Source organism: Marinobacter sp. MIT930201 (genome assembly GCF_047122665.1).
Classification (GTDB): Bacteria; Pseudomonadota; Gammaproteobacteria; order Pseudomonadales; family Oleiphilaceae; genus Marinobacter; species Marinobacter salarius.
The window spans coordinates 2358544-2377949 of record NZ_CP138916.1 but is presented as its reverse complement, the minus strand read 5'-3'; the positions used below and the strand labels follow the sequence as shown (position 1 = coordinate 2377949).

Genomic DNA, 19406 nt, shown 5'->3' with positions numbered 1-19406 from the left:
GGCGCTCGCCCGTCCAATGGCTGTTATACTCTGAGTCCGAGTTCAGACTATTCCGGAGAGAGTATTTGCGCCGTCTTCTGACCATCGCACTGGTGTTGTGTCTCGCGCTGTCAACCGCCCATGCTCAGGAGCATACGACCGAGGCTAAGACGCTCTTCCGTGAGGGTATCCAGGCGTTTAACGCCGGTGACCTGGATGAAGCTCGCCGCTTACTTGAGTCCGCCGTCTCGAAGGGGTTGAGCTCCCGCTCACTCAATTACAACCTGGGCGTTGTCTATTACAAACTCGGGCTTTACGAGGAGGCGGAGCAAACCTTCCGGACCCTTATCCCCACCCGTCAGAAAGCGCTTGCCTACTACAACATCGGGTTGACCGCCCTGGCCCGTGAAAATCAGAACGCCGCAACAAAAGCGTTCCAGAACGTGCTTGCGTCCGATCCTGACGACAACCTGATATCGCTCGCCACCCGTCAACTTGAACGCCTCGATCCAACGATGCATGCTGCCTCACCCAGAAAACGTTGGGCTGGCCTGGTTTCCATCGGGGGTGGCTATGAAGACAACGTTGCGCTGTTCCCGGATACCGCCCCCCGAAAGCTCGACAGCGGCTTTGTGGAAACTCTGGCGGCTGCCTCCTATTACTTCTATGGCGACTCTTCGGCGGGACTGCGTTCGGACATCAAGTTCTATTCGCGTCAGTACCCTTCCGAGCACACGTTTGACCTGCAGGTGATTCAGGCGGGTGCAAAATGGGTTCAGAAAACCGCACCGGGAGTGATCAGCGTAGGCCTTGGCGGCGACTATATATGGCGGGATCGGCGATCAAGGGAACGTCGCGCTCGCCTGATGACCGGCATAACCACCCTCGACTGCCCAGGCCCCGGCGCGCGATGCCTGGTTAGAGCAGAGGCCACCCAGATTTTTCCGTTACCTGGATTCGATGCCTATCGGGGCCAGATGTACCGGCTTGATGCCCATTACCGTCTCCGGCCCGGGAACTGGACAGCGGAACTCAAATACCGGGCTGACTACAATGACCGGGACAATCTGGATACCGGAGAGGAGTTCTTCAGTGTGTCGCCCGAGCGACATGGCCTTGATGCAGGCATTGAGTACGACCTGACTGACCAACTGAGTGTTGAAGCGGGGGCGGGCTTTCGCTTCAGTTACTATCGTACGCCACACCAACTGATTGTTCCCGAGGGCCGACAAACGATACGCCGTGAAGACAAGCGTCATACACTGTCCGTTGGCACCACATATCGTTTCTCTCGTCGAACATCTCTCAGTCTGGATCTGGACCGTATCGACAACAACAGCAACATCGATCGCTACAGCTACGATCGCCACACCGTCACCGCCAGCCTGGCCGTCGGATTCTGATACCAACCCACGTGCACACGTGACTGCCGGGCATCAGTAAACGTTATTCCGTTGCCGCTTTTGCGAAACCGGCCAGTGCTCCCTCTATCTTTTTGATGACCTGATCACAGCCTTCAATGTCGTGACGCTGTTTCAGATACTCCGGGTCGTTATAGCCTAACCAGACCGTTCCCTCACTGTCTTCCCAGATCAGCGCTTTCTGCGGCAAATCAATCGCCACACTCTGGGCACATTGCATCAGGGGCGTCCCTACCTTCGGGTTGCCAAAAATCACCACCTCGGTTGGGCGTAGTTCCAGCCCCGCCTTGCTGGCCCCCTCCGTGTGGTTAATGCGGTTCATCACCGTCATACCCTTGCTCTTAAGGGTCGAGACCAACTTGTCTGCCGTCATCGCAACGCTGTGATTACTTTGCGTCGTTACCATTCCATCGGCACCGATCGCGGCCAGTGGCAGAATCAGCAAAGCTGCAAGAATCGGGATTCTGGTCCAGACTTTCATTACGCATCTCCTTGGAATATCGAACCACTCCAGCATAGGCCAGTTGACTCCGGCCTGCACAGGCCGCTCAAAATCAAAGTGATACGTTTCCATACAGAGTACGTAGAAACCCTTATAATTTTATAAATCCAAAAAACGAGGTCTTTATGACTCATGCGCTGAAGGGAGCCCTGCTTCCGCTCATTGCCATCATGGCTGGTTGTAGCCAGGGCGAATCTGAAACCGCATCCACCCATAAACCGGCCGAACAACTCGCGCCGCCGCAAGAGACCGGCGTACTGGAGGTGGCAACTCGCAACGGCGCCACCACCTACTATCTCGACCGCCACCAGAACCCCATTGGCCCAGAGTTCAGCCTGGTGTCACGCTTCGCCGAGAGCAAAGGCTGGACCGTCAACTGGACCATGCACGATTCAACCGCCGAGGTCTTGCAGGCGCTGGAGGCTGGCAACACGCATCTGGCGGCCGCCGGGCTGACCCACCTGCCATCACGGACAGAACGGTTCACACGCGGGCCCGCGCACACCGAAATCACCGAGCAACTGGTGTGTCATCGCGACATGCGCCCCATGCCCAGAAAACCGGAAAGCATGCCTGAGGTCAGCATTGCGGTCACCGCCGATTCCAGCTACGTAGAAACTCTGAACAAGCTCGCCAGCGAACACGAAGGTATCACGTTCGCCGAAGATGACAGCAGAACGACCGAAGTTCTGCTTTCTGAAGTCGCTGAGCAGGACATCGACTGCACCGTCGCTGACTCCAACATCGTTCAGGTCATGCGCCGCCACTTCCCCCACCTGGAAGTGGCCATGAACCTCACCCAGGGCAATAACCTGGGCTGGTACCTACCAGCCGGTTCCGACGATCTGGCGGGAACCACCCGGGAATGGATGAACAGCACTGACGGTGACGAAGCCATCGGCTATATCGAGAGCCGCTATTACGCGTACATCGGCGAATTCGATTTCGTCGACCTGCGCGCCCTCAACCGCCGGATAGATGAGCGACTTCCCAACTTTATTGATCGCTTCGCCGAAGCAGAAACCACAACCGGCATGCCGGCTGACTTGCTGGCGGCGCTGTCCTATCAGGAGTCCCACTGGGACCCGGCTGCCGTATCACCCACCGGCGTTCGCGGCATTATGATGCTGACCCGGAACACCGCCGAATCCCTTGGCGTAATGGACCGTCTGGACCCCGTGGCGGCCATTGATGGCGGTGCCCGCTACCTGGCGGATCGCCATCGCCGGTTACCCGAAACCATTCCCGAGCCAGACCGCACCTTCCTTGCCCTGGCCAGTTACAACATTGGCCGTGGTCACCTGTTGGATGCCCGCCAGCTTGCGCGCGAACTGGGCAAAAACCCCGACTCCTGGGACGATATGAAAGAAGTCCTGCCGCTGAAAGCCGACAAGCGCTACTACCCGAGCACCCGCTACGGCTACGCCCGTGGCTACGAACCGGTACACTATGTACAGCGCATCCGGAACTACCGTGATGTGATCAGCTCAGCGTTTGACTAACTTCCTGACAACACGGACTTACCCATGAAACGATGGATCTCACGGCTTGCCCTGCCCCTCCTGCTGCTGTTTACCAGTCAGGCGGCGGGGCAACCGGAGCCGATCAAAGTCGGCATCACCACTGTCCCGCCCTTTGTCATGGAAACCGACAGCGGCGAATGGGAAGGCATCAGTATCGATCTGTGGCGCCAGGTTGCCGATGGCCTGAACCGGGAATACACATTCGTTCCTCTCTCCTTCAGTGATCTACTGACGCAGGTCGAAAGCGGACAAGTCGACGTGGCGGTGGGCGCTCTCACCATGACCGCCGAACGGGAAGCGGCATTCGACTTCACCCACCCCTTCTACCAGACAGGCCTGTCCATCGCCGTACCTCCGGCGCCGGAGCAGGGGCTGCTCGCCAGCCTTCGCGCGCTGATCAGTTGGCAATTTATGAGCGTGGTTATCGCCCTGGGTGGCTTGCTTCTGGCTGTGGGATTTGTGCTGTGGCTGTTTGAGCGTCGGCGCAATCCGGAGCAGTTTGGTGGCACCGCGGTACAGGGAATAGGAGCGAGCTTCTGGTGGGCGGCTGTGACAATGACCACTGTTGGTTATGGTGACAAGGCTCCGGTGTCGCTGGCGGGCCGAATGGTTGCGTTAGTGTGGATGTTTGCCGGGTTGATCATGGTGGCGAGTTTTACCGCAGCGATTACCTCATCGCTCACCGTCAGCAACCTGCAATATCAGATTCAGGGCCCCGACGACCTCAACCGCGCCAACGTAGCCACCATCGCTAACACCGCCAGCGAGCAGTATCTGCAAGATCAGCGCATTCGGCACCAACTCTATCCAGACCTGACCAGCGCCATGCTCTCAGTCGCCAATGGTGAAACCGATGCCGTGGTCTACGACAGGGCCCTGCTGCAATACCGCAACCTGCAACTGGGGGACAAGAGGTTGACCCTGCTGCCCGGTATTTTCCAGCAGCAACTCTATGGGTTGGCCCTGCCGTCCGAAAGTCCATTGCGTGGGCCGGTGTCCGAGCAGATTCTTGAGGTCACGGAATCATCAGGCTGGAAGGACATTGTCCGGCGCTACCTGGGCCGCGAGTAATCCTGAAAACAGCCCGAGGCATCAATAGACCTTGGCACACCCCTCGGGCCGGGTTTTGAAGCGCTTGTGCAGCCATAGGTACTGGTCTGGCTGTTCACGAACGGTGTCTTCGATGTAGCGACTCCAGGTTTCCGTATCACTCTGTTTGCAGACACCAAATCCCTCCTGGATTGGCGAGAATATCACCCGGTAACGACCATCAGGCATCCGCAGATGGCTCACACAGATGACTGAGGCACCGGACACTAGAGCAATGTAGCTGGGTGAGGTAATACACCCGGCCTCGGTGCCAAAAAACGGCACAAACAGCTCGGTTTTCTTGCCAAAGTCCTGATCGCAGGCAAACCAGACTTCCCCGCCTTTTTTGAGGAACGACACCAACGGCCTCAACTCACGCTTGGTGAACGGGCGGATACCGAAGTGACGCCGGCGACCGTTTTCAATCATCCGGTCAATCACCGGATTATTGTTGGGGCGGTACATATACCCCGGTTTCTTCAGGTGACAGGCAATCAGAGGAAGCGCAAAGTCGAAAATACTGTAGTGCCCGCCGATTAACAGCACACCTTTACCTCTGGCCTGGGCTTCTCGCAGGTGCTCCAGCCCCTGAACCTCGGCGCCCTCGCAAAAACCCGACATATCCCGCCACCAGGCGTGAATACTTTCCAGGAAACCACGGGTACAGGCCACAAAGTTATCCCGCACCAATCGCTCACGAGCGGCGTCATCAAGCTCCGGAAAACAGGTCGCAATATTGGTATTGGCCACCTTGGCCCGTGACGTCAGCTTGCCTTCCAGAAAACAGCCCAGCCGCCGGCCAAAACGCTGTTTGGCCGACATTGGCAGCAGGGCAAGCAGATAAAACGTGAAGACCAGAAGCCACGAAGGCCAGAGAACCGGATGCCACAACGGCATATTCTTCTTATTTTTACGGCCGGACATACATCATTGCCTGTTCAAAAACGGGCAATGAGACTGCCATATTTTGCGGCAGATTTGTAGTTGCATTCATCAATGATCGAGCTGTGTCACACCTTCAAGAGCCAAACAGCGCTGAACGCAACGGCCTCATGAAACCGCGTTTCGGTTTGGATTGCTGAACCGGCCGGCGACCATCGAACTCCAGGTAACCATCCTCGATAGGCTCAAACCTGAGAGTTTTCACATCCTCCAGATAGTTCTGGCTGACCTTCCAGGGGCCATGGGTTCCCTGCCTTGGCAACTTGTCGTCAGCCCGGCGGATATAACCGGAATCCAGGCCGCCCATCATGGTGTCTCCGGCGCGACTGTCGCCGGTGTCACGGGGTATACAGACGCTCTGCCCCTTGCTGTCCATATGATTGAACAGGCGGCACAGGTATTCAGCCGCGATATCGGCTTTCAGGGTCCAGGAGATGTTGGTGTACCCGAAAATCATACCGGCGTTGGGGACACCCTCCACCATTACGTTCTTGTAGATCACCTTGTCCCGCAACGTGACCGAATGACCATCCACCACCAGGTCCATGCCACCCAGCATCTGGATATCCAGCCCAGTCGCCGGAATGATGATGTCGGCCTCCAGTTCCTTGCCGGATTTCAGCAGAATACCGTTCTTGGTAAAGCGTTCGATATGGTCCGTCTCCACCGATGCCTTGCCCGCCTTGATAGACTCAAACAGATCACCGTCCTTCACCACACACAGGCGCTGATCCCAGGGGTTGTAGCTGGGTGAGAAATGGCGCATATCGACCTTGCCATCCAGTTGCCGGCGCACCATGGCCAGGAACAGTCGTCGCATGGCCTTGGGGTTCTTGCGGGAACGATTGAACAGTAGCCGTGCAATGCTGACGTTACGGGCACGGGTCAACCGATAGGCGACATTGGCGGGCAGGACTTTCTGAAAGCCCTGCGCCACCGCATCCCGGGATGGCAGCGGCATCAGATAGGTGGGCGAACGCTGCAACATGGTAATGTGTGCGGTTTTCTCCGCCATCGTTGGCACCAGGGTGATGGCCGTGGCACCACTGCCAATCACCACCACACGTTTGCCGGTATAGTCCAGGTCCTCAGGCCAGTGCTGCGGATGCACAATCTGGCCGCCAAAATCGGCCTCGCCAGGGAAGTCAGGCTTATAGCCGGCATCGTAGTTGTAATACCCTGTACAGCCCACCAGAAAGCTGGCGGTAAAGGTAACGGTTTCGCCGGTGGCTTCCTTGCGGGCCGTCAGTGTCCAGCACTTGTCTGCGCCTGACCACTCAGCGGAAACAACCGCCAGGCCATACTGGATATGCTGTTCAACGTTGTTTTCCCTGGCTGTATCGTGAACGTACTGCTTGATCGACGGGCCATCCGCCAACACCTTGCCCCCGGTCCAGGGGCGGAAGTTGTAGCCAAAGGTGTACATGTCGGAATCGGAACGGATACCCGGGTAGCGGAACAGATCCCAGGTGCCTCCAAGGGACTCACGGCGCTCAATGATGGTGAAAGACTTACCCGGGCACTCTCGTTTGAGGTGACAGGCCATGCCAATGCCGGAAACGCCGGCGCCGACAATCAGTACGTCTACATGTTGTTCGCTCATAACCACCCTGTCGGCATCTGCCGTTGTTTTATCAACATTTCAGCGCGGATCACACGCCAACAGGATGAGAATAGCCCAGGAGGGAAAACGCCGAAATTGGCCCCATGCGATGAATTCGGCGCCGTTTCGGTCAGTTCTGTCAGCTCGTTTGAGCCTGTTGCAGTCTGCCTCAGTCCGGGCGCGGCACGTTGAGAATATCGCCCAGGGTGCCGTATTCGCTGCCACCCAGCCGTGAGATCGGGTCGATGCCTTTGGCATCAATAACGTAACGCCCCTGATCGTTAATGCTGGCAACCTGATCGTCCACAAACACCTTCTTGATATTGCCAAACACCAGCGACTGCGGCGTGTCACCCATTTCAATGACCTCTCGCAACTCGCAGTAAAACGCCACCAGGCACCCCTCGACCCGGGGCATCGGCCAGCCTTCTTCCTGCACCAACTTCATATCCAGTCGGTCCAGTTCAGACTGGCCGTGGTCCAGATGGCGGGACGACTCCGTCATGGCCTGAGCCTGGCTGCGGCTCCCAATGTGCACCACAAACTGCTTACGAGCCTCAATATTCACCCGCGTGTCCTTGAAGCTACCATCGCTGGGCTTCTTGCCCACAGACACCATCAGGATTGGCGGCTTACCGGTGACCACGGTAAAGAACGAATACGGCGCCAGGTTGTAGTCATCCCCCGGATTCTGCGACAACACCCACGCCACCGGCCGCGGGATGACGGTCTGGGTCAGGATTGGGTGGATGTGCTGTGCCTCGATCGACTCAAGGTCTATAAGCATTCGTGTTTCCTTCATGCAGTGAAAAGCAGGGAAAGGGGCCTACCGAATGAGCAATGTATTAGGCATGAGCCTCTCAAAGTGACACGCCGCGCTGGATAGCGCGAAACTCACAGCCGTGGCCAAGAATACACACCAATGATGCGCAGATGAATGAGATCACTGGTATTTGAGGGCAGCACTTGGGAAGCCTATAAAAGGATGCGAGAGATCTCAAGCCCTTCCCAGCGCCTGGTTCTTAGAATTATTTGTCGCGGCCATCAACTGACCCGTCAGGCCACCTCGGCCGACACCTGAAATTGCCCAGTCAGTCTTTGCAGCTTGGTGGCTGAGGCTTGGGTGCGCTCGGAGCTGAGCATCAACTGCTCGACAACCCCATTCATGATGGCTGCACTTTCAGCCACACCCGCCGTTTGGCTACTTTGTTGATGATTGGTGTCCTCAATGCCCGAAATGGCTCGGAACAGCTTTTCCACCATGTCGTGCAGCGCCGAGTTATCGTCCGCTGCGGCCTCAACCTTGCGAAGTCGCTCCTCCATCTCCGACATGCCACCCTCCATCGTCACCACAGCCCGACGGGTTTCCTCCTGCACATTGTCCAACCGCTCGCCAATGTCTTTGGTGGCCTGGGCGGTTCGGCTCGCCAGCTGTCGGACCTCATCGGCAACCACAGCAAAGCCCCTGCCAGATTCTCCCGCACGGGCGGCCTCGATGGCGGCGTTCAGCGCCAGAAGATTGGTCTGAGCCGCGATGTCATTGATCACCAGCGCTGTCTTGCTGATTTCCTCTGTGCGATCGTTGGCCGCCCGAATACATTCCGCCGAACGATTGATAACGTCCCGAATACTCTGGGTTTCCTTGCTAACCAGGGCAAACTGCTCCCGCGCCCGCTCCACCACATCCTCCATTCCCGAGCGCATTTCCTGCGCCGTGGTAGAAGCATTTTTGATCTCGTTCTCCTGTTCAGTGGCACCACGCACCATATCTTCGATGTGCGTCAGTACTTCACGAATCCGCTCGTCGGCCAGTTGGTTCTGGTTCATCAATTGATCGCTGGCCTGGCGGGAGTCCGCAGCCAGGGAAAGCACCTGACCAACCATGCCATCAAGGCTGTCGATGAAACTGTTAATCCAGCGGGCCAGATCCCCGGTCTCGTCCCGACGCATACGGGACAGGTCCATACGCTGGCGCAGGTTGCCTCCCCCTTCTGCAATGTTTCTGATCACATCCGCCATAGTGCCCAACTTTTCCGAGAGAGGTTTAGCCGAAGATGCCCGAAACAGCATCACCGTGACCAAGGCGGCCAATGCATTCACGGTGCCTTCCAACCATAGGGGAACGCCACTCCAGGCGAGCCCAAAATTGATAGACCAGAGCAGCCCCATGAAGATGGTCAGGCGCGCTGTCAGGCTCCAGGAGATAGAACGCCGACGGTAGACCTCTTCGAGATCTCCCTCGCACATCATGCCCCACCGATCCGGTGAGCCAGGCATCTGAACCGTCACGCCCTTGCCGATTACTGGAATATGGCGATAATCCGAGTAGCCCGGGTACTTCACGTAGAGATTCTCGCCCCTGGCGATGGTTTCCCGAACACCGGGATGCAGTTGCCCCGTGGCGGGGTCGGTGAAGCGAATTTCGAATTCGGTGTGTTCACGTACACCCACCGTGCCGAACCCCGTGCGAATGCCATCTTTCAGGTTGTCACCGTGGCTGAACGTGGCGTCTTCGAAGCGGGACCGTGAAAGCGCAGTCCCGGTCAGGATGGTGTTGTCGAACTTGCTGTCAATCATGAACAGGTAGTTGTCACCCGATTCCTCAAACACGTGCCCTGCTTCGCGCTGAATAAGGTCGCTCATCACGTCATTGGGAATACGTGCACAGATGGCCGCCTGACGCCCCTCTTTCAACGTCACGGGCTGGTAGAACATCAGAGTCACGGCATCATGGAAGCGAGAGGTCGTAGCCCCGAGAGCCAGGGTAACAGGGTCCTTGTGGGGGCCATGGAGAAAACGCGACCGGACCCCGGCCTCAACCGCTTTCTGGGGAAGGTCCCGTTTTCCGCGGCGCCCCGTTGCGGAGGACTCCAGCACGGCACCGTCCGCGTTCACCACGAAGAGTTCAGAGATCTCCCGGAGTCTGCCGGACGAGGCCTGGAGCAACTCCCTGACGCCCTCATCAGCCTGCCCGTCAAGCCGGGCTGCCAGTGTTTCTAGAAAGGACCACTTGTTATCCGCCCAGGCAATCAGAGCATCACGCCGTGTTCGGGCGATACTCTCGAAAATCTGTTCATTGGTGTCATACATATTCCTGTTCAGAAAACAGGACCAGCCCATGGCAAGCTTGCCCGTTGCGCCCCAAACCGGTAACCAGCTTCGCTCTGCACCGGTCAGTTTCATAGTTTCGCTTTTCAGGGTCATTTACGCCTCCTCCAATCCGTACACCAGGACCGCAAGGCACAATGCCGGTGCAGCCAATCCGGAACACAAGGGCTTGTAGCAAGGTTCAGGCCGAATCAACCTGATGGCGCTAGGAAACCAATTATTCCGCTGAATGCCTGGACTCGGAAGATAGAGTTGGAAATGGGAAAATCACAGAATTGCGCCCTGCGAACGCACGACGATCAATCACAGGACAAGGCATGCACCGTTTTGGGGCGCTGAACGGCGGCCACACATTCTAGGCCAAGGGGTCGCCGGCGTTCGTAGTCCGCTGGGTTGAACGGCTATAAAAAAGCCCCCGAAGTGGGGGCAAACACGTGACAGTGACTGTCGGTTTGGCACAGCCTTAGTGGCTGATCATCCAAGGCCGCATGGAGGGGAACATTTTCTTCCCGTCAGCGGTATAGAACAGCATCGACTTTCCGGGTTTTGGCAAGCCACAGCCGCAACTGCGGCCGTGCTCAGGGTCCTGCTCCCGGCGATCGGCGGTGGAGAACACCGGTTCGTGGCGGGACTTTTCGTTTCGGTCCTGGGCAGTGCGCCTGGCAGGGTCCATGTTTGCGATTTCCGGGGGTAGCACAATCACTCGTGGCGAAAGCACCTGGCAAGTGGGACATGCCATCGGTTTTGCGCTGTCTTCCATCGTTGCCAGAGTGTGGAACAAACCGTGTTCCCGGCATTTGTAGTCGTATACGGGCATGGTGACTACTCCTTGTCTTTCGACAGAGGTACGTCCATTCCGCCACTGGTCATTTTCTTCGGACCCTCTGCGGATGGATTGATGTCGAAATCAAAGATACCTGTGGGCAGCCAGAGTGTGGCGCAGGCGTTTGGAATATCCACCACGCCACTGATGTGGCCCTCTACCGGTGCGCAACCAAGAATCGCGTAGGCCTGGGCCTTGGTGTAGCCGAACTTGGTCATGTATTCGATGGCATTCAGGCAGGCCTGGCGATAGGCCACATGCACGTCCAGGTAATGCTGGCCACCGTCTTCATCAACCGAGATCCCTTCAAAGATCACGTAATCGTCGTAACGGGGCTTGATCGGGCTGGGTTTGAACACCGGGTTCTTGATGCCGTATTTCTTAACGCCATCCTTGATCAGGTTCACCCGCAGGTGAATCCATCCAGCCATTTCGATGGCACCACAGAAGGTGATTTCACCATCGCCCTGGCTGAAGTGCAGGTCGCCAACCGACAGGCCCGCACCATCCACGTAGACCGGGAAGTAAACCTTGGAGCCGCGGGAGAGATCTTTGATATCGCAGTTACCGCCATGTTCCCGGGGCGGTACGGTGCGAGCGCCCTCAGCGCCGGCCGCTTTGGCGGCGTCTCCTTTCAGCTGGCCCATGTGGGCGGTATCGCCGTTGGGCAAGGTGGCCAGTTCCGGCACCCGCTCCGGGTCTGTCGCTACCAGTCCTGCTTCACGTTTGTTCCAGGTATCCAGCAGGTCTTTAGAGGGCAGGCAACCTATCAGCCCCGGGTGAATCAGGCCGGCAAATTCCACGTTGGGAATATGGCGCGATTTGGTGAACATTCCATTGAAATCCCAGATGCTCTTCTGGGCGTCCGGAAAGTGTTCGGTCAGGAAGCCTCCGCCGTTCTGCTTGGAGAAGAAGCCGTTGAACCCCCACTGGCTTTCTTCAAAGGTGCCGATGTCGAGAATATCCACTTCCAGCAGGTCACCCGGCTCGGCGCCTTCCACCCCGATCGGGCCAGACAGGAAGTGCACCTGGCTGAGGTCTACATCGCGCACATCGTCTGCGCTGTCGTCATTTTTGATCTGGCCACCGGTCCAGTCATAGCATTCCACGATGAAGTCGTCACCGGGTTTAACGGTGGCCACCAGCGGAATATCCGGGTGCCAGCGGTTGTGGATTTTGTCGTTCTCGTAAGCCGACTTGTTCAGATCAATCTTGATAATGGTTTCAGCCATAACGGGCGCTCCTTGGTGTTGGCTTGTACAATTAGGTAACGGTTTTACTATCCGAGATCCCGCGCCCCGGAGGTATTCGCGAAATGCCCCCCACACCTACGTCATTCGACGTATTGGTGCACGGTGACCGCCCCATTCTGCGCATCGGCCTCAAACCGCTGACAGTCAGGATGCGCCAACAGTGCTCTGGCTACCGCGGGCTCCAGACGCTGGCGAAAAGCCCGCAACATCTCCCGGGCTCCATAACGGGCATCGTAGCCACAGCACAGTTCGCCCCTAAGCTTAGTTGACAGTGACAGCACTGCATGTTTTTTGACCAGCCGCCGGTTGAGCCCCACTAACTCGATGTCCAACAGTGCTTCGAGCCAGTTATCAGCAAGGCTGTTGAAGGTAAGGATCTGATCAATTCGGTTCAGAAATTCAGGGTCGAAATGCCGACGCAGAGCAACATCTAGCAAGTATCCGCCCTCACCGGCCGATAACCCGAGCCAGCGGCGCCAACCTCTCTGATAACGCTGTTGGTGCGCCTCAGCATCCAGAGCTCCGGCATTACTGGTCATGAATATCAGAGTGTTGCTGAAATCGATTTCCCGGTTACCGGAGGGAAACATCAGCCGGCCGGTGTCCAGAACGTTCAACAGGGCGCGGACGACTTCCCGGCTGGCTTTCTCGATTTCATCAAACAACACAATGCCGGGCTTGCTGAACGAGCCCTGTACTTTGTCTAGATCAAACAGGCTGTGGCCTTCCTTACTGCCCACGTAGCCCGGCGGCGCGCCGGTAAGAGCGGCGGTATAGTGCTCCTGAGCCAGGGTGTTCATATCGATGCGGCACAGGCCATCCCGGCTGCCATGAATGGCTTCTGCAATCAGCCGAACGGTTTCGGTTTTACCCACACCTGTGGGCCCAAGGAACAGATGCACCGCGAGTGGCCGGTTTTCTTCGCCGATGTCGGCTTTCACTCGCACCAGCATGGATTCCATGGCTGTCAGGGCATCGTCCTGGCCAACGATGCTCTCCCGCAGGCGGGACATGACGGCATCTGGCTCAAAGCGAAACCGGGAAGCACGAACCGGGCCTGAGGCAGCCCGGTTTTGTTCTATGGACTCCCGGTTGGCTTCCAGCCGTTCGTTGATAAACGGCATCAGCAACTCCCGGCATTAAGCGCCTGCAGATTTTTCTTTACCGTCGAATGGCAGCTCACCCACCGGACATTCAGCGGTGCCCAAGGTTTTGCGAGTCATTGCTTCAACGTTTTCCTGTGCCTTTTGAGCGTCCATCACCCAGGTGCGATAGAACTCAAACGGGCAGTCGGCTACGCCTTTGTCGCCATCGCCGGAGTTGTGAACACCGGTGTAGCCCCGGTGCAGCAGTTTGAACAGGTGGTTTTGTGACTGGTCATTCTGGCGTGCGTCGCGGATCTGACTGATCGAAAGCTGGGCATACTGAATTCCCATATCTTCCTCGCCACACTCTCCGAGAGTGCGGCCATCAAAGCCGATAATGGCGGAGTGGCCGAAGTAGGAATACACCCCATCAAAACCGGAGGCGTTGGCCACGGCCACATAACAGTTGTTGGCCCACGCCATGCTCTTGGACATCATCACCTGCTGCTCCTTGGCCGGATACATATAGCCCTGGCAGCGAACGATCAGCTCGGCACCTTTCATTGCACAGTCCCGCCATATTTCCGGGTAGTTGCCGTCATCGCAGATGATCAGGCTGATCTTCATACCCTTGGGGCCTTCGCTGACGTAAGTGGTGTCCCCCGGATACCAGCCTTCAATCGGGCACCAGGGAATACATTTGCGGTATTTCTGGACGATCTCACCTTCATTGTTGATGAGAATCAGGGTGTTATAGGGTGCCTTATTGGGGTGATCCTCATGCCGTTCGCCGGTTAGTGAGAAGATACCCCAGGTATTAGCCTCACGGCAGGCGGCAGAGAAGATGGCGGTTTCGTCGCCGGGAATCGTGGCAGCCGTCTCCATCATCTCGTCATTGTCGTACATGATGCCCATGGTGCTGTATTCCGGAAACACCACGAGGTCCATGCCGGGCAGGCCCACTTTCATACCCTTGATCATGTCGGCAATCTGGCGGGCGTTGTCCAATACCTCGGCTTTGGTATGCAACCGGGGCATCTTGTAGTTCACCACCGCCACACCGACGGTGTCGTTACTGCTGGAAATATCACCGTGTCTCATTAATTCGCTCCTCGTTAAACCGCCAGATAACTGGCAATCTTTTCCTGGTCTGCTTCAGCCCTGTTCTCTTCGTGCACAATGGCTCCCTTCTCGATCACCAGAATCCGGTCCGCCGCGTCCATCACAAAGCTCAGGACCTGCTCAGAGACAACTATCGACAAACCGCGCTCATCGCGGATACGCCGTAGTGTCTGAGCGATCTCTTTGATGATATTGGGCTGAATGCCTTCGGTGGGTTCGTCAAGCAGCAGCACCTTGGGCCGCGTGGCCAGTGCGCGGGCAATGGCGAGCTGTTGCTGCTGACCACCAGACAGATTACCGCCGCGCCTGTTCTGCATTTCCTTCAGTACCGGAAACATCTCGTACAGATCCTCCGGTACCTTCTTTTCACCCACGGCGGACAGGGCCGTTTCAATGTTTTCCCTTACCGTAAGGGTTGGAAAAATCATCCGGCCCTGAGGCACAAAACCAATGCCAGCCCTTACCCGCTGGAAGCTCTTCAGGTTGGAAATGTTGGAACCATCCAGGCTGACCTCACCGCCTTTGGTGGGGGTCATGCCTACCAGGGATTTCATCAGCGTGGTCTTGCCCATGCCGTTGCGGCCCACCACGGCCACAATCTCGTTTTTTCCCACCTCAAGGTTCAGGTCCCCGATGATGGTGCTTTGGCCATAGGCCACCGAATGATGTTTGACGCTCAGCATGCTCAGTGCCCCAGATAGACTTCGATGACTTTCGGGTCCGACTTCACGTGCTCAATGGACCCTTCCGAAAGAACCTTGCCCTGGTGCATCACGGTCACCCGGTCGGCGATGTCACCAACGAACTGCATGTCATGCTCGATCACCAGTACCGTATGGTCCCGGGTGATCACCCGGAGCAGTTCGGCGGTTTTCTTGCGCTCGGCCACCGACATTCCGGCCACCGGCTCATCCAGCATCAGCAGATCCGGCTTCTGGATCAGCAGCATGCCGATCTCCAGCCACTGTTTCTGACCGTGGCTGAGCGAGGCCGCCGGTTCGTTCAGGGCGTCCGTCAGGAAGATGGTTTCTGCCACCTCTTCCACAGCCTCAACTACCGCCCGGTCCCGCTTGAAGGCCAGCGCCCCCATCACGCTGTGGCCCTGCGGGTAGGACACCTCGAGGTTTTCAAACACAGTCAGATCTTCAAACACCGATGGTGTCTGAAACTTCCGGCCCACACCGGAATGAACGATCTGGTGTTCCTTGAGTTTGGTCAGCTCCTTGCCGGCAAACTTGATCGAACCGGCAGTCGCCTTGGTTTTGCCGCAGATCAGATCGAGAACGGTGGTTTTGCCAGCACCATTGGGGCCGATAATGACCCGGATTTCCTTGGGGTCGAGGTAGAAAGACAGGTCATCCACGGCCTTGAAGCCGTCGAATGATACGGTCAGGCCCTCAACCGCCAGCAGAAAATCCGTGCCTTTGCTTTTGGCTGCACTCATCAGGATTTCTCCGGGCTGTAGGTATTGATCATCGGATCATAATCGTCAGCCTTTTCAGCACCAGGCTTGGTGGCCGAAGGCTCGGCGGTGGCGTTAGCCACAGGCGCTTTGCGTTTGAACAAGCGCTCTTCCAGGGGCATGACATAGCTGCGGTAAAGTCCTGCCAGGCCGTTCGGGAATGCCAGCACCACACCAATAAACAGAGCCCCCATGGCAAAAGGCCAGAGTTCCGGGAAGGATTCGGAAAAGCCACTTTTGGCGGCATTCACCAACAAGGCACCGTAAACCGCTCCGAGAATGGACAACCGGCCTCCAAGCGCACAGAAGATGACCATCTCGATGGAGGCAACAATGCCGATGAAGGACGGCGACATGAAGCCAACAATCAGGGTGAACATTGCGCCGCCGATACCAGCGAAGGCCGCCGCCAGGCAGAACACGAAAATCTTGAAGGCAGCCACGTCATAGCCTGAAAAGCGCACCCGCATTTCCTGGGCATTCATCGCCACGAGAATGCGGCCCAGTTTCCGGTTCTGGACAAGCCGTGCCACGAACAGGCAAAGGAACAGCATTCCGACACAGACGAAGTACAGGGCGGTCCGTGCCTCATCGGTGCGGATATCCCAGTCCTTCAGGGTCTGCAGATCGGTAATGCCGTTTACGCCACCGGTGTACCCCTGTTGTCCGATAATCAGGATGGTCAGGATTGCGGCAATGGCCTGGGTGATGATGGCAAAGTACACGCCACCTACACGGCGGGTGAACATTGCAAAACCGATCACGAAAGCCAGCAGAACGGGCACGCCAATAACCGCGATCAACGTGAACGAGAAGCTATGGAACGGTTCCCAGAACCACGGCAGCTCGGTGAGCTGGTTCCAGTCCATGAAATCCGGAATGCCCGGGGTGGACTGGATCGCCGTCGCCTCTGGCGTGGAGGCTTCCAGCTTCAGGAACATCGCCATGCAGTATCCGCCCAGGCCGAAGAACACGCCCTGGCCCAGGCTGAGGATGCCGGCTTTACCCCAGCACATCACCAGTCCGATCGCCACGAAGGCGTATGTCAGGTACTTACCCACCATGTTCAGCCGGAACGGGTCCAGAGCCAGCGGCAGGATGACAACCAGCAGACACGCCAGCGCCAGGTAATACAGGCCCTCGCGGGAGCCGAACCATTTCAGGGGGGATGAACTCTTCATGACAATCTCCTAGCGACGGACCTTGAGGGCCATGAGTCCTTCTGGACGCAGCATCAGAATGCCGACGACAACCAGCAGGGTGAGAACCTTGGCCATGGAACCACTCAGGAAAAACTCCATGGTGGACTGGGCCTGGGAAATGCCGAAGGCGGAAATAATGGTGCCAATCAGGCTTTGGGCGCCGCCGAAGACCACCACCAGGAAGGTATCGACAATGTAGGCCTGCCCGGACGACGGCCCGGTGGAACCGATCATGGTGAACGCGGCGCCAGCAATCCCGGCGATACCGCAGCCGAGGGCAAAGGTTGCGCGGTCGATACCAGCACTGTTGATACCAACAGCCTCAGCCATAGGACGGTTCTGAACCACAGCCCGCACGTTCTTGCCCCAGCCGGAGCGGTACATGAGCAGGTAAACGGCGACTGCAATGGAGAGCGCGATGATCATCACGAACAAGCCGTTGATCGGCAGTTCCACCAAATCGGTCACCTGGAAGGCGCCCATCATCCATTCAGGAAGATCAACGCCCACTTCGCGGGCACCAAAGATGGAGCGGTAGGCCTGCTGCATGATCAGGCTCAACCCCCAGGTGGCCAGCAAGGTATCGAGTGGCCGGTGGTAGAGATGCCGTATCATCAGCCACTCAACGAGTGCTCCCAAGGCAGCGCATATCAAAAAGGCCAGGATGATGGCGAAGAAGAAGTAACCGCCAAACAGTCCGGGCAGGTAGGACTGGAAAAAACTCGACGTCAGGTAGGTGGTGTAGGCACCGAGGATCATGAATTCCCCATGGGCCATGTTGATCACGCCCATCTGACCAAAAATGATGGCCAGGCCCATTGCCATCAGTACGAACACTGAAAACAGGGAGAGCCCGGCAAACCCCTGCATGGCAAATATCGACATCAATTCACTGCTGGTGTAGCCATCGAACATGACCCTTCTCCCCTTCAAACCAACATGCTTTGCGTTGCGGAGGCGATGAAGGCCGGCGCGCGGTGGCGCCGGCCATTCCGTTTTACTGGTAACCTTCCGGGAACGGGTCTGGCTCCATCAGCTCTTCTGTTTCGTGAACCACCTTGTACTGACCATCAAGCTGGGCCTGGCCAATCCGGGTCTTGGACCACAGGTGATGGTTTTCGTGGATGCGTACGTAACCTTCCGGCGCCTTGGTGAATTCGATGCCTGCGAACTCTTCGCGAATCTTGTCGATGTCGAAAGAGCCGGCCTTTTCAACCGCCGCTTTCCACAACCAGGGACCGAGATACGCGGCCTGGGTAACGTCGCCGATCACCATGTCATCGCCGTAGGTTTCCTTGAAGGCCGCAACAAACTCCTTGTTGTTGGGGTTGTCCAGGCTCTGGAAGTACTTCATGGAGGCGTAGATACCTTCCACGTTGTCGCCGCCGATACCGCGGATTTCGTCCTCGGTTACGGAGATCGTCAGCAGCAGCGGTTTCTCGTCGGTGAAATCAACACCGGCGGCTTTCATCTGCTTGTAGAAGGCCACGTTGGAACCGCCCACCACGGAAGCGAAAATCACGTCGGGCTTCTTGAGCTTGATCTTGTTGATCACCGAGTTGAACTGGGTGTGGCCCAGAGGGTAATACTCTTCACCCACAACTTTCAGGCCCAGCTTATCGATGTGCTTGCGGGCGATCTTGTTGGAGGTTCGCGGCCAGATGTAGTCGGATCCGAGCAGGTAAAAGCTCTTGGCGCCCTTTTCCTTTACCGCCCAGTCGATACCCGCAAGAATCTGCTGGGTAGCTTCCTGGCCGGTGTAAACCACGTTCGGGGACTGCTCAAGACCTTCATAGAAGGTAGGGTAATACAGCATGCCGTTGTACTGTTCGATCACCGGCAGGATGGCCTTGCGTGACGCGGAGGTCCACGCGCCAAAGATCGCGGCCACATTATCCTGACGCAGAAGCTTGCGGGACTTTTCGGCAAACGTTGGCCAGTCGCTGGCGCCGTCTTCCTGAACAAACTCTATCTGGCGACCCAGAACACCACCAGACGCATTTATCTGTTCAATCGCCAGCTTTTCCGCCTGCACCGAGCCAATCTCACTGATTGCCATGGTGCCGGTGATAGAGTGCAGTATGCCAACCGTAACGGTGTCATCCGTCACCGCCAGATCGGTTGTATTGACTTCTGCCGTACTGGGTGTCGCCGCTTGCGCGGAGGTAGCCAGCATAACGGACGCCGCCAGTGTCATCAGACTTTTTCTAAACCCTGGCCTCTTGCCAGGCGATCGTATGCTGGCGTTTTTATCTGTCGTACCCATGGTGATTCCTCGCAGTGTTTGAAATC

Annotated in this window: 17 protein-coding genes; 3 read left to right on the top strand and 14 right to left on the bottom strand. The window is 57.1% G+C overall.

Going from position 1 to position 19406, the window contains the following annotated elements; translation table 11 throughout:
- Positions 1-65: 65 nt before the first annotated feature.
- Positions 66-1382 (top strand): tetratricopeptide repeat protein, encoded by a 1317-nt coding sequence (locus SIC19_RS10835; RefSeq protein ID WP_127401968.1) that lies wholly within the window; start codon positions 66-68, stop codon positions 1380-1382.
- Positions 1383-1425: 43 nt separating this feature from the next.
- Here SIC19_RS10835 and SIC19_RS10830 read toward each other — a convergent pair whose 3' ends face one another.
- The gene (locus tag SIC19_RS10830; RefSeq protein WP_127401969.1) at positions 1426-1881 is read right to left on the bottom strand and encodes a DUF302 domain-containing protein; all 456 of its coding nucleotides are present in this window, start codon (positions 1879-1881) and stop codon (positions 1426-1428) included.
- 146 nt (positions 1882-2027) lie between these two features.
- On the opposite strand from SIC19_RS10830, the gene mltF reads away from it, so the two are divergent.
- A complete protein-coding gene (mltF, locus tag SIC19_RS10825) occupies positions 2028-3404 on the top strand; it encodes a membrane-bound lytic murein transglycosylase MltF (protein WP_127401970.1) in 1377 nt (458 codons plus the stop codon).
- Positions 3405-3428: 24 nt separating this feature from the next.
- Positions 3429-4496, top strand: coding sequence for a transporter substrate-binding domain-containing protein (locus tag SIC19_RS10820; RefSeq protein ID WP_127401971.1), 1068 nt, complete (start codon positions 3429-3431; stop codon positions 4494-4496).
- Positions 4497-4517: 21 nt separating this feature from the next.
- Here the strand turns inward: SIC19_RS10820 and SIC19_RS10815 are convergent, their stop codons facing one another.
- From SIC19_RS10815 to urtA, 13 genes are all read right to left on the bottom strand, one after another.
- Positions 4518-5438 carry a lysophospholipid acyltransferase family protein gene (locus SIC19_RS10815; RefSeq protein WP_127401972.1) on the bottom strand — a complete coding sequence of 307 codons (921 nt, stop codon included), beginning with the start codon at positions 5436-5438 and terminating at the stop codon, positions 4518-4520.
- A gap of 94 nt (positions 5439-5532) precedes the next feature.
- Entirely contained in the window at positions 5533-7059 is a 1527-nt protein-coding gene (locus SIC19_RS10810) for a flavin-containing monooxygenase (protein ID WP_091644023.1), read from the bottom strand.
- Between the two features lie 169 nt (positions 7060-7228).
- Positions 7229-7846, bottom strand: a complete 618-nt coding sequence (locus tag SIC19_RS10805) for a flavin reductase family protein (protein ID WP_127401973.1) — start codon at positions 7844-7846, stop codon at positions 7229-7231.
- Positions 7847-8115: 269 nt separating this feature from the next.
- Positions 8116-10263, bottom strand: coding sequence for a methyl-accepting chemotaxis protein (locus SIC19_RS10800; RefSeq protein ID WP_127401974.1), 2148 nt, complete (start codon positions 10261-10263; stop codon positions 8116-8118).
- A 367-nt stretch (positions 10264-10630) separates the two neighbouring features.
- Positions 10631-10984, bottom strand: a complete 354-nt coding sequence (locus SIC19_RS10795) for a zinc ribbon domain-containing protein (RefSeq protein WP_127401975.1) — start codon at positions 10982-10984, stop codon at positions 10631-10633.
- 5 nt (positions 10985-10989) lie between these two features.
- Positions 10990-12222, bottom strand: coding sequence for a formamidase (gene fmdA, locus SIC19_RS10790; RefSeq protein WP_127401976.1), 1233 nt, complete (start codon positions 12220-12222; stop codon positions 10990-10992).
- 101 nt (positions 12223-12323) lie between these two features.
- Positions 12324-13367, bottom strand: coding sequence for an AAA family ATPase (locus tag SIC19_RS10785; protein WP_127401977.1), 1044 nt, complete (start codon positions 13365-13367; stop codon positions 12324-12326).
- Positions 13368-13382: 15 nt separating this feature from the next.
- Entirely contained in the window at positions 13383-14429 is a 1047-nt protein-coding gene (locus SIC19_RS10780) for an aliphatic amidase (RefSeq protein WP_127401978.1), read from the bottom strand.
- A gap of 14 nt (positions 14430-14443) precedes the next feature.
- Positions 14444-15133 (bottom strand): urea ABC transporter ATP-binding subunit UrtE, encoded by a 690-nt coding sequence (gene urtE / locus SIC19_RS10775; RefSeq protein ID WP_127401979.1) that lies wholly within the window; start codon positions 15131-15133, stop codon positions 14444-14446.
- A 2-nt stretch (positions 15134-15135) separates the two neighbouring features.
- Positions 15136-15894, bottom strand: a complete 759-nt coding sequence (urtD, locus tag SIC19_RS10770; RefSeq protein WP_007153048.1) for an urea ABC transporter ATP-binding protein UrtD — start codon at positions 15892-15894, stop codon at positions 15136-15138.
- Positions 15894-17093, bottom strand: a complete 1200-nt coding sequence (gene urtC, locus SIC19_RS10765) for an urea ABC transporter permease subunit UrtC (protein WP_127401980.1) — start codon at positions 17091-17093, stop codon at positions 15894-15896. Before urtC ends, urtD begins: the two co-directional genes overlap by 1 nt.
- A 9-nt stretch (positions 17094-17102) precedes the next feature.
- Positions 17103-18029 (bottom strand): urea ABC transporter permease subunit UrtB, encoded by a 927-nt coding sequence (gene urtB, locus SIC19_RS10760; RefSeq protein ID WP_007153046.1) that lies wholly within the window; start codon positions 18027-18029, stop codon positions 17103-17105.
- A gap of 82 nt (positions 18030-18111) precedes the next feature.
- On the bottom strand, positions 18112-19311 hold the full coding sequence (urtA, locus tag SIC19_RS10755; RefSeq protein ID WP_007153045.1) for an urea ABC transporter substrate-binding protein: 1200 nt from the start codon (positions 19309-19311) through the stop codon (positions 18112-18114).
- Between the last annotated feature and the right edge of the window lie 95 nt (positions 19312-19406).

Coding starts and splice junctions, on each gene's coding strand:
- SIC19_RS10805 (WP_127401973.1), bottom strand. CDS start 7,846: ATGCTTATAGACCTTGAGTCGATCGAGGCACAGCACATCCACCCAATC.
- fmdA (WP_127401976.1), bottom strand. CDS start 12,222: ATGGCTGAAACCATTATCAAGATTGATCTGAACAAGTCGGCTTACGAG.
- SIC19_RS10810 (WP_091644023.1), bottom strand. CDS start 7,059: ATGAGCGAACAACATGTAGACGTACTGATTGTCGGCGCCGGCGTTTCC.
- urtE (WP_127401979.1), bottom strand. CDS start 15,133: ATGCTGAGCGTCAAACATCATTCGGTGGCCTATGGCCAAAGCACCATC.
- SIC19_RS10815 (WP_127401972.1), bottom strand. CDS start 5,438: ATGTCCGGCCGTAAAAATAAGAAGAATATGCCGTTGTGGCATCCGGTT.
- urtA (WP_007153045.1), bottom strand. CDS start 19,311: ATGACACTGGCGGCGTCCGTTATGCTGGCTACCTCCGCGCAAGCGGCG.
- SIC19_RS10800 (WP_127401974.1), bottom strand. CDS start 10,263: ATGACCCTGAAAAGCGAAACTATGAAACTGACCGGTGCAGAGCGAAGC.
- SIC19_RS10820 (WP_127401971.1), top strand. CDS start 3,429: ATGAAACGATGGATCTCACGGCTTGCCCTGCCCCTCCTGCTGCTGTTT.
- urtB (WP_007153046.1), bottom strand. CDS start 18,029: ATGTTCGATGGCTACACCAGCAGTGAATTGATGTCGATATTTGCCATG.
- urtC (WP_127401980.1), bottom strand. CDS start 17,093: ATGAAGAGTTCATCCCCCCTGAAATGGTTCGGCTCCCGCGAGGGCCTG.
- SIC19_RS10780 (WP_127401978.1), bottom strand. CDS start 14,429: ATGAGACACGGTGATATTTCCAGCAGTAACGACACCGTCGGTGTGGCG.
- SIC19_RS10830 (WP_127401969.1), bottom strand. CDS start 1,881: ATGAAAGTCTGGACCAGAATCCCGATTCTTGCAGCTTTGCTGATTCTG.
- urtD (WP_007153048.1), bottom strand. CDS start 15,894: ATGAGTGCAGCCAAAAGCAAAGGCACGGATTTTCTGCTGGCGGTTGAG.
- SIC19_RS10785 (WP_127401977.1), bottom strand. CDS start 13,367: ATGCCGTTTATCAACGAACGGCTGGAAGCCAACCGGGAGTCCATAGAA.
- SIC19_RS10795 (WP_127401975.1), bottom strand. CDS start 10,984: ATGCCCGTATACGACTACAAATGCCGGGAACACGGTTTGTTCCACACT.
- mltF (WP_127401970.1), top strand. CDS start 2,028: ATGACTCATGCGCTGAAGGGAGCCCTGCTTCCGCTCATTGCCATCATG.